Origin of the sequence: Actinomadura sp. NBRC 104412, from assembly GCF_030269515.1 — a bacterium.
GTDB lineage: Bacteria > Actinomycetota > Actinomycetes > Streptosporangiales > Streptosporangiaceae > Spirillospora.
On sequence record NZ_BSTM01000006.1, the window covers coordinates 52,106 to 64,477 of the forward strand.

At 70.5% G+C, this 12,372-nt stretch carries 10 protein-coding genes; 5 read left to right on the forward strand and 5 right to left on the reverse strand.

The window, feature by feature from the left end; all coding sequences use genetic code 11:
• Positions 1–69: 69 nt before the first annotated feature.
• Both QSK21_RS09920 and QSK21_RS09925 read right to left on the reverse strand, forming a co-directional pair.
• Positions 70–972, reverse strand: a complete 903-nt coding sequence (locus QSK21_RS09920) for a phosphotransferase family protein (protein ID WP_285695167.1) — start codon at positions 970–972, stop codon at positions 70–72.
• A gap of 15 nt (positions 973–987) precedes the next feature.
• Entirely contained in the window at positions 988–2,688 is a 1,701-nt protein-coding gene (locus QSK21_RS09925) for an AMP-binding protein (RefSeq protein ID WP_285695168.1), read from the reverse strand.
• A gap of 127 nt (positions 2,689–2,815) precedes the next feature.
• On the opposite strand from QSK21_RS09925, the gene QSK21_RS09930 reads away from it, so the two are divergent.
• The 4 genes from QSK21_RS09930 to QSK21_RS09945 all read left to right on the forward strand — a co-directional run bounded on the left by QSK21_RS09930 (position 2,816) and on the right by QSK21_RS09945 (position 6,959).
• A complete protein-coding gene (locus QSK21_RS09930) occupies positions 2,816–3,352 on the forward strand; it encodes an NUDIX domain-containing protein (RefSeq protein ID WP_285695169.1) in 537 nt (178 codons plus the stop codon).
• Positions 3,353–3,473: 121 nt separating this feature from the next.
• Complete coding sequence (locus tag QSK21_RS09935; RefSeq protein WP_285695170.1) at positions 3,474–3,737, forward strand: sigma factor-like helix-turn-helix DNA-binding protein; 264 nt, start codon at positions 3,474–3,476, stop codon at positions 3,735–3,737.
• 187 nt (positions 3,738–3,924) lie between these two features.
• Positions 3,925–4,926, forward strand: coding sequence for a YsnF/AvaK domain-containing protein (locus QSK21_RS09940; protein WP_285695171.1), 1,002 nt, complete (start codon positions 3,925–3,927; stop codon positions 4,924–4,926).
• A gap of 230 nt (positions 4,927–5,156) precedes the next feature.
• Positions 5,157–6,959 (forward strand): glycoside hydrolase family 3 protein, encoded by a 1,803-nt coding sequence (locus QSK21_RS09945; protein WP_285695172.1) that lies wholly within the window; start codon positions 5,157–5,159, stop codon positions 6,957–6,959.
• 638 nt (positions 6,960–7,597) lie between these two features.
• Here the strand turns inward: QSK21_RS09945 and QSK21_RS09950 are convergent.
• The 3 genes from QSK21_RS09950 to QSK21_RS09960 all read right to left on the reverse strand — a co-directional run bounded on the left by QSK21_RS09950 (position 7,598) and on the right by QSK21_RS09960 (position 10,827).
• The gene (locus QSK21_RS09950) at positions 7,598–8,644 is read right to left on the reverse strand and encodes a CU044_5270 family protein (RefSeq protein WP_285695173.1); all 1,047 of its coding nucleotides are present in this window, start codon (positions 8,642–8,644) and stop codon (positions 7,598–7,600) included.
• On the reverse strand, positions 8,644–9,207 hold the full coding sequence (locus tag QSK21_RS09955) for an RNA polymerase sigma factor (RefSeq protein WP_285695174.1): 564 nt from the start codon (positions 9,205–9,207) through the stop codon (positions 8,644–8,646). Before QSK21_RS09955 ends, QSK21_RS09950 begins: the two co-directional genes overlap by 1 nt.
• Positions 9,208–9,549: 342 nt before the next feature.
• On the reverse strand, positions 9,550–10,827 hold the full coding sequence (locus QSK21_RS09960) for a Gfo/Idh/MocA family protein (RefSeq protein WP_285695177.1): 1,278 nt from the start codon (positions 10,825–10,827) through the stop codon (positions 9,550–9,552).
• 160 nt (positions 10,828–10,987) lie between these two features.
• On the opposite strand from QSK21_RS09960, the gene QSK21_RS09965 reads away from it, so the two are divergent.
• The gene (locus QSK21_RS09965) at positions 10,988–12,199 is read left to right on the forward strand and encodes an ROK family transcriptional regulator (protein WP_285695179.1); all 1,212 of its coding nucleotides are present in this window, start codon (positions 10,988–10,990) and stop codon (positions 12,197–12,199) included.
• The last annotated feature ends 173 nt before the right edge of the window (positions 12,200–12,372 follow it).

Sequence of the window (12,372 nt, forward strand, 5' to 3'; positions counted from 1 at the left end):
ATCGCCTTGTCGTCCTTCCGGTATGGATCCCCAGGTAGAGGCTAAATGTAGGGCAGCCCGTACGCCACGTCATTCCGGGGACCCCACGCTGGAGATTCGTGTGCAGGTGTCGACGAGCGCCCGCTCCGCCCCGTCCAGCGGCCGATCGTCCTTCCGTGCGGATTTGACGCACGTCGCCGCTATTTGGATCACCAGTGCCCGCGCGGGCACGTCCAGCGCCGCCCACAGGCCGTCGTCCGCGGGCACGGCCAGGCCGCCGGACGCCCGGTAGGCGTCCAGGAACCGCGTCCAGTCCTCGTGGGCGAGCACGCCGGCCGAGTACAGCGCCGCCGGCCTGGCCAGGTCCCATACCGGGTCCCCGGCCCCCAGGTCCTCGACGTCGATCAGCCGCCACGCGCCTTCGACGCGGACCATCTGGCCCAGGTGCCAATCCCCGTGCAGCAGCGTCCTGCGCGTGCCGCCGTCCGGCGGGCCGGAGCCGTCCCGAATCCAGGCGGGCAGCGTCGCGAACGCGCGGCGGATCTCGGTGGCGGCGGGGCCGTCCTCCAGCTCGCGCACCAGCCGTGCCACCCGTGTCGGACGCCCCCACTCCGGGGCGCCCTCCGGCACCTCGGCGGTGTGCAGCCGGGCGAGAAGCCGGGCGCCCTCCTCCCACGGCAGCGCCTCCGGCGAGCCGGGGCGCGGGTCGACCGGCTCGCCGTACGGCCACACGGTGACCACCCGCCCGCCGATCCGCCGTGGCGGCCCCAGCGGGGGGAGCAGCAGGCCGGGCAGCGCCTCGGCCAGCCGCATCCGGCGGTCCAGCAGCGGCCCGCCGTCGCGGTCGGCCTGGTGCAGCTTGACGACGACCGTCCCGACCCGTACGACCAGCACGCCGTGCCGGTCGTACAGGACCACCGGATCGTCCGGGCCGTCGCCGCCGGGAAGCGCCTCCCGTCCTATCCGGGCAAGGCACTCGACATCGGGATGCACCCGACCAGTGAACCATCATCCGATGGGGCGCGCGGCGCGGCCCACCGCGGGCCGCGGCTCGCGCAGCCGCCGTCTGATCACCTTCCCCAGGGGGTTGCGCGGCAGGTCCAGGCACGGACGGAACTCGGCGGGGACCTTGTAGTGCGCCAGGTACTTCTCGCAGTGCCGCCGCAGCTCCTCCGCCGAGAACGGGTACGCCGGATGCTCCACCACGTGGGCGATCACCCGTTCGCCGCGGCGCTCGTCCGGCGCGCCCGTCACCGCGCACTCGTGGACGGCGGGATGGCGGCGCAGCACGTCCTCCACCTCGGTGGGGAACACGCTGAACCCGCTCACCTTGATCATGTCGCGGCGGCGTTCCAGGACGCTGATGAAGCCGTCCGGTTCCATCACCGCGATGTCGCCGGTGCGCAGCCAGCCCTTCGACAGCACCCGCGCGGTGGCCAGCGGGGACCGCCAGTAGCCCGCGAACACCTGCGGCCCCCGCACCACCAGCTCGCCCGGCTCGCCGTACGGCAGGACGCGGGTCGGCTCGTCCGGGTCCACGATCACCGCGTCGGTGCTGGGCAGCGGCACCCCGACGGTCCAGCTACGCGCCTCGGGCCCGATCGGGTTGGCGGTCAGCGCCGGGGACGCCTCGGTCTGCCCGTAGCACTGGACCAGCTTGTGGCCGCCGAGCGCGCGGATCCGCTCGATCGTCCGCGGGCTCACCGCGAACGCCCCGCAGATGAACGCCCGGATCCGGGTCACCGCGGCCCGGCGCAGCCGCGGGTCGTCCAGCACCTGGTCGTACAGCGTCGGCACACCGGGGAACATCGTGATCTTGTACCGGTGGATCGCCTTGATCAGCTGGTCGGGGTCGAAGCGGGGCAGCAGCACGATCGCGCCCGCCCGCATCAGCGGCGCGATCAGCGCGGCGGTCTGCCCGAACGAGTGGAACAGCGGCAGGACCGCCAGCGTGACCTCCCGGCCCTCGCGCACCTCGGTGTCCCACGCGTGGTGCTGGCAGGCGTTGGCGACCAGGTTGCGGTGTGTCAGCATCGCGCCCTTGGGACGTCCCTCCGTCCCGCCGGTGTAGCTGATCGTGGCCAGGTGCCGGGACGGATCCACCCGGAACGGCCGCACCCGCCGGTTCGGCGGCCGCAGCATCTCGGCGTACGGCACGAGCCCGGGGTCGTTCGGGACGTCGGCGGTCAGCCGGGCCCGGCGCCGCTGCGTCTGGAGCAGCGGCAACCGCAGCAGCAGCCGCTTCGTCCACGGGAGATCGTCGATCAGCGACGCCACGATGACATGGTCGAGCGGCGCCATCGCCCGGGCCGCCCGCAGCGTCGCGTAGGAACGATCCAGCACGACGGCGACGCGGGCGTCGCAGTCGGCGAGCTGGTGGCCCATCTCCTCGGCGGTGTAAAGCGGGTTGTGCGGCACCGCGATCGCGCCGCGCCGCAGGATCCCGAAGAACGCCACCACGTACTGCGGGCAGTTCGGCAGGATCAGCGCGACACGGTCGCCCGGCTGTACGCCGAGCCGGTGCAGTCCCGCGGCGAACCGGTCGGCGGCCTCGCGCAGCTCGCGGTACCGCACCGTGCGCCCGAAGAAGTGCAGGGCGGGGCGGCGCGGAAAGCGCTCGGCGGCGTCGTCCAGCAGCCGCGTGACGGGGATGTCCGGGACGTTCACCTCGTGCGGCACCCCCGGCCCGTACCACCGCAGCCATGGCAACGATCTTTGTGACGCGGGCCACATACCGAAGGATTCAACCATCATTCTGCCATCCCTGTCCCGCTCCGTCCGCTGTTCGCCATGTCCCGCATGATCAGATGGACCGAACGGCGAAAGGCAGGCGAAAATGATCCGAACCCTCTCCACTCGGGTGGTGTACGAGAACCGCTGGATGCGCGTCCGCGAGGACCGGATCGAGCGCGGCGACGGCTCCCGCGGCATTTACGGCGTGGTCGAGAAGAGCGACTTCGCCCTGGTGATCCCCGCCGAGAACGACGGCTTCCATCTCGTCGAGGAGTACCGCTACCCGGTCGGCCGCCGCACCTGGAACTTCCCGCAGGGCACCTACCCCGACGGCCGCGTCGGCGACCCCGAGGACCTGGCCAGACGCGAACTGGCCGAGGAGACCGGATTCCGCGCCGGCACCCTGACCCCGCTCGGCTTCCTGCACGCCAGCCACGGCACCAGCACCCAGGGCTTCCACGTCTTCCTCGCCACCGACCTGCGGCCGGGCGAGGCCGCCCGCGAAATCGAGGAACAGGACATGCGCCAGCGCTTCGTCACCCGCGCCGAGTTCAAACACCTCATCCGCGAAGGCCACATCACCGACGACTCGACCCTGGCCGCCTACACCCTCCTCACCCTCCACGAAGAGATCCCGTAGCCCCCACCCAGTGATCACCCTCCCGAACCACGTGATCACTCACAGCACACGCCGATTAGCAGTTCCTTAAAGCCGCCATAAGCGGGTGTCGCCGGGGGCCCGGGGGTGCGAGGTTCGGGGCGTGGCACTGCGAACGGGCAAGAACATCGATGCGTACCTGTCCCGGCCGTCGGGAGAACAGGTGCGGCCGGTGAGTGTCGCCCGGGCCTTCCGGGCTCTGCCGTCGGCGCACCGGGAGATCCTCAACGAGACCGTCTTCCGCGAGCGGTCGGTCAACGAGGCCGCCGTGTCGCTGGGCATCCCCGTGGACGTGGTCAAGGCGCGGGTCTATCACGCGCTGCGCGCTCTGCGGGTCGCGTTGGACACCCCCGAGCCGGGACGGTGACGCCCGCATAGGTCTCCTTCGCTCCAGGCGTTGTGGAGCGAGGGATGCGAGGGCGGGCTGTTCTCGTCGGGCGCCGTGTTTACCGTGATCGTCAGCGGAAACACAGAACGTAGTCAGACAACTCCGGAATCGGAGTACGGCTACGGGGGAAGCCCGCTCAGCGGTGGCGGGAACAGGGGTGTTTCGCGTGCAGACGCAGACGAGTGTCAAGGATCTGATGGACAGCGAGGTGACCGACGGTTCCGGGCACAGGATCGGGACGGTCAGGCAGGTCTATCTCAACGACGTGTCGGGGCAGCCGGAGTGGGTCAAGGTCCACACCGGGCGGTTCGGGACGAAGGAGAGCTTCGTGCCGCTGGCCGACGCCCGGCACACGGGTGAGGTCCTGACGATCCCGTACGACAAGGACAAGGTGAAGCACGCCCCTCATGTGGACGCCGACCAGCACCTGTCGCGGGAGCAGGTCGCCGATCTCTATCGCTACTACGGCCTGCGCGCGCCGCAGCAGAACGAGCCGGTGCCCGACCAGGTGGGCACCGCGCGTGAAGGTGGTACGCAGGCGTCCCGGAACCAGGCGTCCGACAGGGGGCCGGCGGCCAGCACCGAGCCCGCCGACCGGGAGGCCCCTGCCAAGCGGGGGCGGTCCTCCGGCAAGCGGGAGCGGCCTTCGGCCAAGCCGGGCCCGTCCGCGAAGAAGGAGGCGGTGGACGCGGCGCACGGCCGGGTGGCCGGCGAGCGCGGCGGGATGGGCAAGGTCGGCGAGGACGGCATGGTCGAGCTGACCCTGTCGGAGGAGCGCCTGCACGTCGGCACGGAAGTGCACGAGTACGAGCGGGTCAGGCTGCGCAAGCGGATCGAGATCGAGGAGGTCGAGCGGACCGTCCCGGTGTACCGGGAGGAGCTGCGCATCGAGCGTGAGCCGATCCCGGACGGCGAGGCCGCCGACGGTGAGGGACGGTACCGGATCGCCGAGGACGAACGGGAGATCATCCTGCGCGCGGAGCGCCCGGTGGTCACCAAGGAGACGTTCCCGGTGGAGCGGATCCGGGCGCGGGCCGAGCGTGTCGCCGGTGAGCAGACCGTACGGGACGAGATCCGCAAGGAGCGCATCGACGTCGTCCACGACGGTGAGCCGGAGAGGTCCGCGCCCTCCGAGGAGGCGCCCTCCGGCAGGAACGAGCGCAGGTAGCCAGCGTTCGGAAGTCGCCGTCCGTACCAGTGCACGTGGTCGGGCGGACCACACGGGAAGGCCCTGGCCGTTATCGGTCAGGGCCTTCGGCGTGGCCGCGGAGCGACCTACGTTGCTTTTTGTTGGGGCGGAAGACAAATCCTCCCCGTCCCCGCCGACCCCCCGTTATCCCACCCCCCTGAGCGGAGGCGACGATGCACCGCAGCCCACCCCGGGCCCTCGTGCTCGGCTTGATCACCATCCTGACGCTGTCGCTCACCGGCGGCGCGGCGGTGGCCGACACCGGGACCGCCTGGCTGGATTCCAGGCGCCCGGTCAAGGACAGGGTGGAGCGCCTGCTCGCCAGGATGAGCCTGGACGAGAAGATCGGCCAGATGACGCAGGCCGAGCGAGGCAACGTCACGGCCGACGACATCACCCGCTACCGGCTCGGGTCGGTCCTGTCCGGCGGCGGGTCCGTGCCGACGCCCAACACCCCCGAGGCGTGGGCGGACATGTACGACGGCTTCCAGCGCGCCGCGCTGGCCACCCCGCTGCGCATCCCGATCATCTACGGGGTGGACGCCGTGCACGGCCACAACAACGTGGTCGGCGCGACGATCTTCCCGCACAACATCGGCCTCGGCGCCACCCGCGATGCCGAACTGGTGCGCAGGATCGGCGCCGCCACCGCCGAGGAGGTCGCCGGCACCGGACTGGACTGGAACTTCGCGCCCTGCCTGTGCGTCGCCCGCAACGACCGCTGGGGTCGCACCTACGAGTCCTACGGCGAGGTGCCCGAGCTGCCCGCGCAGATGTCCTCGATCGTCAACGGCATCCAGGGCTACCGGCTGGGCGGCAGCCCCACGTCCATCCTCGCCACCGCCAAGCACTACGTCGGCGACGGCGGGACGACCGGCGGCGTCGACCAGGGCGACACCCAGGTGTCCGAGGCCGAGCTGCGGCGCGTCCACCTGCCGCCGTTCCGTGCGGCGATCAAGCGCGGCGTGGGCTCGGTGATGATCAGCTTCAGCTCCTGGAACGGTGTCAAGCTGCACGGCCACCGGTACCTGATCACCGACGTGCTCAAGCGCGAGCTGCGCTTCTCCGGCTTCGTCATCTCCGACTGGAACGGCATCGACCAGATCGACGGGCAGCCCGGCTTCACCCCCGAGGAGGTCCGCACCGCCGTCAACGCCGGCATCGACATGTTCATGGTGCCGCAGGAGTGGCGCGCGTTCATCGACACGCTCAAGGCCGAGGTCCAGGCCGGCCGGGTGCCGATGTCGCGCATCGACGACGCCAACCGGCGGATCCTCACCAAGAAGGTCGAGCTGGGCCTGTTCGAGCGGCCCTTCACCGACCGCCGCTACACCGCCACGGTGGGCAGCCCGCAGCACCGCGCGCTGGCGCGGCAGGCGGTGGCCAAGAGCCAGGTGCTGCTGAAGAACAAGGGCGGGGTGCTGCCGCTCGACCGCCGCAACAACAAGATCTTCGTGGCCGGCAAGAACGCCGACGACATCGGCAACCAGAGCGGCGGCTGGACCATCACCTGGCAGGGCTCGTCCGGCCCGATCACCCCGGGCACCACGATCCTGGAGGGGATCAGGCAGACGGCCGGCCGGTCCAGCACCGTCACCTACAGCAGGGACGGCACGGGGATCGACGGCTCGTACAAGGCGGCCATCGCGGTCGTCGGCGAGACCCCGTACGCCGAGTTCGAGGGCGACCGGCCGGGAGCGATGGGCCTGGACGCCGAGGACCTGGCGACGATCGAGCGGCTGCGCGCCTCGGGCGTGCCGGTGATCGTCGTGCTGGTCTCGGGACGGCCGCTGGACATCGCGGCCGAGCTGCCCAAGTGGGACGCGCTGCTCGCGGCGTGGCTGCCGGGCACCGAGGGACGCGGCGTGGCCGACGTGCTGTTCGGCGTCACCAAGCCCACCGGCAGGCTCCCGTCCACCTGGATGAAGAGCGCCTCCCAGCAGCCGATCAACCGCGGTGACGGCCAGAAGCCGCTGTTCCCGTTCGGATACGGCCTCACCTACCGCAAGTAGCAGCAGTGCCCGGCGGGTACGGCCCGTTCGCCGCACCCGCCGGGCACCCCGCTCAGCCCGGAAACCGCGGCCTGGAGGCCCGCAGGCGGCCCGGCCCACCCGGCGGATCAGCGGGAAGGACAGCGGGATGACCGCCACGCCGTCCGGGATGTCGCGGCGGCCCATCCGCGGCAGGACGGCGTTGCCGAGCCCGCCGGCGACCAGGGAGAGCTGGGTGGCGAACTCGTAGGCCATGTGGTCGGTGCGGGGTTCGGAGTCCATCGCGCGCAGGGCGCGCATCGGCCAGTCGCAGCAGAAGGCGACCGAGGTCGAATGCGCTGCCGATGCTTCGGGTCCGGTGTCAGCCATGTGCTGAGTCTCCTGTCACAGCGAGAAGGCTGACAGCGGCGATTCCTATCACTCGCTCAAGCATGACAAAGCCCCCAGGCCCGGAGCTGGTCTCCGGACGCTGGGGCTTCGCCGTTCACGAGCCTTTCCTGCGCTTTCCTGCTGAGCCCGCACCAGGGGCGTCATCGCTGTCAGCGATCACGCGATCAGCGAGTTCGCGACGGCGGGTCTGGGCTCGGGCCAGGTCGGTGTCATGACCGGCCCAGCCACCGGGTACCGCCCATCCCCTCGCCGATCGGCGGATTGTCGGGTCAGCTCTGGCCTCGTTCGCCTTGGCGGGGGCCGAGGGTGTCGGTCCATTCGGCGGTGAGCTGGGCGTTGCTGAGGGACATCCCTGTGTTGGATTGCTCTCCGAGGTACTCGTAGGTGTTCTTGCGGAACGCCAGGCGGCTTTCGTACGGCTCGGGCTTGGCACCGGGCGCGGGTGGAATGTTCTCGGTGTAGGAGAGGACGATGGCGGGGGGGCCTCCCTCGGGATCAGTGGCGGTGCCGACCGTGCGTACGCCCTTGATCTGGGCGAGCATCCGGTAGATCCCGGCTCGCGTCGCCGGCGTCGTCGGCTGGCTGAGCAGTTCCGGGGCGAAGGTCCAGAGGAACCCGTCGACCTGGGTGGAGGACAGCGTGCCACCCTCCGCCGACTTGGCGATGACCTTGCGCAATTCCTCCGGGGTGGTGGGCAATTGGAGGAGCTGGTCCAGGGACATCCCTTTGCCGTTCACGCCCCATTCGGCCCACTCCGGGCCGCTGTATTCGGTGTACGCGGGCTTGTCGCGTACGAGGTTCGGCGAACCGGCGGCCTTCCAGGCGGCCTTGTCCTTGGCCGATGGGAAGGTCACTTTGGGATTGAGACCGACAACCGTCCGGATGAAGCCGGTCTTGGACTTCCAGGATTCCGTTGTCACGCAGAGGACGTAGCGGTAGGTCTTCCCCTCACGGGTGCACCTCCGGGTCTTGACGTGCCAGTACTTGCCGGTGGTCTGCGGGGCCTTCTCGATCGATTTGGCTCCGGACAGGAGGAAGGTGCGGGCGTCCAGGGGCCGTTCCGCGGGACGGAGGAGGTGAGGGTCGGCGTCACCCAGCAGAGGGATGGTGACGGCGGCCGCCGTGGCCGCAGCCGCCGAGGCGGTCAACACCAGAGGAAGGCGGAAGAAGGAGCGACGCGTCCGGGCGGGGGCCTGGCGTGGGGTTGCGATGATCGCCGCGATCCTCTCGTCGTACGAGGTGTCCGGCAGAGAGAGCGACGCTTCCTTGATCTCCTCGGGCATCAAAGCCGCGACGGTCCGGTCGATGGTGTTCATCAGTGCTGTCCTTCCAGGGACTCGGTCTGGATGCCGGAGGGGACGGGGCGTGGACTGGGCTTGTCCGCCTTCAGCGCCTGGGTGAGTCGCTTGCGGGCGCGGTGAAGCCGGACGAAGAACGTCGCCGAGGAACACCCCAGGACGCGGGCGGCCTGGGCTGGAGTGAGGCCGTACCATGCGGTCAGGATCAGGATCTCGGCGTCCCGCTCGGATAGTGACGCGAACGCGGCCAGCCCGGCGTCCCGTTCGGCCACCAGATCGGCTGTGTCGCGGGACCGGTGGTCGCGTTCGTCGCCGAACTGCCTGATCCGGTCGGCGATCGAAATCGCCCGGCGGCCCGAATCCCGCTGTTTGAGACGATGCCTGCGGGCAATGCCGAACAACCAGGGGACGGGATCGTCCTCCGGTACCTCGTCGAGTTTCAGCCAGACCGTCAGGAACGTCTCGTTGGTGATGTCCTCAGCCACGTTGCACTGGTCATGGGCGAGCGAATAGCTGAGCACCTTCGAATAGTGCTGCCGGTAGAGGGACGTGAACCGAGCGACATCCTCACCCGTACTCACGCCACCACCTCCCTTCGGGCACGGTTGTCTGTTTCCGTCACCCGGTAACCCCGCCGTGGCCCCCGTTTCTTACACCGCGACGGTCGGTTTCGCGGAGAAATGCTCCTCAGGCGGCATTGGGAACCGGACCCTGCGGCGGGTGCTGGCACGTGGACCTGGCTTGGGCCGGTGTGAGGAAGGTCTCGGCGAGAACGACGCGCAGCACGATCGTCGCATGATAAGAACCACGCGCGGTAGGGCCTGGACGCCATACGACTTTGTCGAAGACACCCAGATCAGGGCAGTTTTGTGTCATTAGCGTGCCATAAACGTGTTGCGCGTTGAGAGGCGGTTGGGGATGGCTCAGGGGTCGCGGGTGGCTCCTGGAGGCCACAGGATGTCCACTTCTCTGCCGTGGCCGGGGAGGGCGATGTCGACGACCGATCTCGCGTGGCGCGCGCGTTCGGCCGCCCAGACGACACGGTGCGAGTCGAGGCTCTCGCGCCCGTCGGAAAGAAGCGGCGCGGGGTCTCCGGCGGCGAGGGCATCGACGAAGGCGTCGGTCAGGGCCTCGTCGGCGGCGTCGTGCCGGCCGCCGGATCCGTGCCTGGTGGACTCCAGCGTCTCCACCTCGCCGGTGACGAAGTCGCGCAGGGTGATGCGCACGCCGTCGCCCTCCAGGCAGCCGGCCGTCCCGAAGATGCGGGTCTGCCGCTGCGCGTACGGGGAGAACGCGACCATGGTGAAGGTGGCGGTGGCGCCGGAGGGGAACTCCATGCTCACCACCTGGTGGTCCACCACGTCGTTGTCGCAGGCGTACACGCATCGCCCGTACGGGCCGTCGCGCAGCGCCGCGATGACGCCCCGCTCGGTGAAGTCGTGGGTGATCGCGCTGACCGGCCAGACCTCCTGCCCGGGTGCGCCGAGGCGGGACAGGTAGAGCCGTTTGGCCGAGTACGGACAGCCGTCCTCGATCGCGCAGTCCAGGCAGCGGTCGGCGGCCCCCTCCGGGCGGTTCTCCGGTCGGAAGTGCGAGAGCCGCCCGAACGAGCCCACCCGGGACGGGTGCTCGCCCAGCACATGGATGATCCAGTCGATGTCGTGCACCGACTTGGTCATCAGCATCGGGCCGGAGGCGTCCTCCCGCCGCCAGTTGCCACGGACGTACGAGTGCGCGTGGTGCCACCACCCGACCGGCTCCAGGTGCTGGACGTTGATCGGGGTGCCGATGCGCCCTTCGCTCAACAGTGACCGAATTTTCCGGGTATAAGGCGTATAACGGAGCACGTGACAGACCGCGAGCATCGTCCCGGCGCGCTCGGCCGCCGTCACCACCCGTTCCGCGTCCGCCTCGGTGGTGGCCATCGGCTTCTCCAGCAGGATGTGGTAGCCCTGCCCGGCCAGCCGCACCGCGGGCTCGGCATGCTCGGCGTCCTGGGTCGCGATGATCGCCCCGTCCGCGAGCCGCCCCGCGTCCACCAGATCGGTCCAGCTCGCGAACGCACGATCCGCGGGGATCGCGTGCTCGGCCACGAACCGCTCGCGCCGCCACCGGTCGGGCTCGGCCACCGCCACCACCCGGCCGCGCGTCGCGTCCCGGATCCGGCGGGCGTAGCCCGTCCCGCGCAGTCCGGCGCCCACGACCGCGACCGTGGGCCCACTGGGTTCCGCTGACAACGGTCACCTGCCCTCTGACGCCCTCTGAGCTGGGCCGACCTATTTACGAAAGTAATTTTCGTAAATAGGTCGGCCTAACTGTCCATGGTCGGCCCGCCCCTGTCAAGACCCCCTAAGAGGTGCCGTGTCCGAGATCTCGCTGCATGGGGGCGACCCCTCGGTCCTCCGCAGGCTCAACTCCGCCGCGGCACTGCGCGCGCTCCGCGACGGCGGCGAACCCACCCTCAGCGAACTGGCCCGCGCCATAGGGCTCTCCCGCCCCACCACCGAAGGCGTCCTGTCCGAACTGGCCGACCGCGGCCTCGTCATCGAAGTCGCGCCCCGCTCCGGCACCGGACTCGGCCGCCCCGCCCGCCGCTACCGCTTCCGCGCCGACGCCGGCCACGCACTCGGCCTCGACATCGACGCGCACCGGGTCCAGCTCTTCCTCACCGACCTCAACGGCCAGGTCATCGGCTCCCACCGCGCCGACCTCGACCTCACCTGGCAGCCACCCGAACGGCTCGCCGCCGTACGCGCCGCCGCCACGGCATGCCTCGACGCCGCCGGCATCCACCCCACCGACCTGTGGGCCGTCGCCGCCGGCACCCCCGGCGTCGTCGACGCCGACGGGCGCGTCGCGTACTGCACGGTCGTCCCCGGATGGCAGGGCCTCGACCTCGGAGGCGAACTAGGCCGCTCCTTCCCCTGCCCCGTCCTCGTCGAGAACGACGCCAACCTCGCCGCCATGGGCGAACGCTGGCGCGGCATCGCCACCGGCACCGACGACCTGATCTACGTGCTGGCCGGTCTCCACACCGGAGTCGGCGCCGTCATCGGCGGACGCCTCCACCGAGGCCGCTCCGGTGCCGCCGGCGAAGTCGGCATGCTCCCCGAACTCGGCCTCCGCGACACGATGGCCGCCCTCACCGGCACCCCCATCAGCCGCCCCGGCGGCGAAGCCGCAGCCGAAGCCGTCCTCGCCGCCGCCCGGGACGGCGACCCCCAAGCCCTCACCCTCGTGAAACGCCTCGCCGCCCGAATGGCCCGAGGCATCGCCGCCATGGCACTCGCCATCGACCCCGAAATGATCGTCATCGGCGGCGCCCTCACCCGGACCGGCGACCGGCTGGTCGACGAACTACGCCGCCACGTCCGCCCCCTCTGCCTCGCCCCCGTCCGCATCGAAACCTCCGCCCTGGGCGACGAAGCCGTAGGCATAGGCGCCGTCCGCCTAGCCCTGAATCACATAGACGAAGATGTGTACGCTGTGACATATGTGGGGGGGGCGACCCCCCACACCCCCCGATGCGGGGCCAGCGATCCCCGCCGCTCGCCTGGCGGCTCGCGGCGGTGACCGCTGACCCCGGGTAGGGGCTCCGCCCCTACGACCCCGGCAGGGGGCTCCGCCCCCTGCACCCCCGTTGGGGCTTCGCCCCTTGCTTCCGTGAGGTTTTGCCCTATTGGTCTGATTGGGGTATGGAAGGGCCGGCTCCTGGCGTCTTTGGGTGTGGGGTGGATGCGTCTCGT

What these genes read in the sequence shown, in the direction of transcription:
- QSK21_RS09930 (WP_285695169.1), top strand. Translation starts at nt 2,816, where the DNA reads ATGATCCGAACCCTCTCCACTCGGGTGGTGTACGAGAACCGCTGGATG.
- QSK21_RS09950 (WP_285695173.1), bottom strand. Translation starts at nt 8,644, where the DNA reads ATGAACACCATCGACCGGACCGTCGCGGCTTTGATGCCCGAGGAGATC.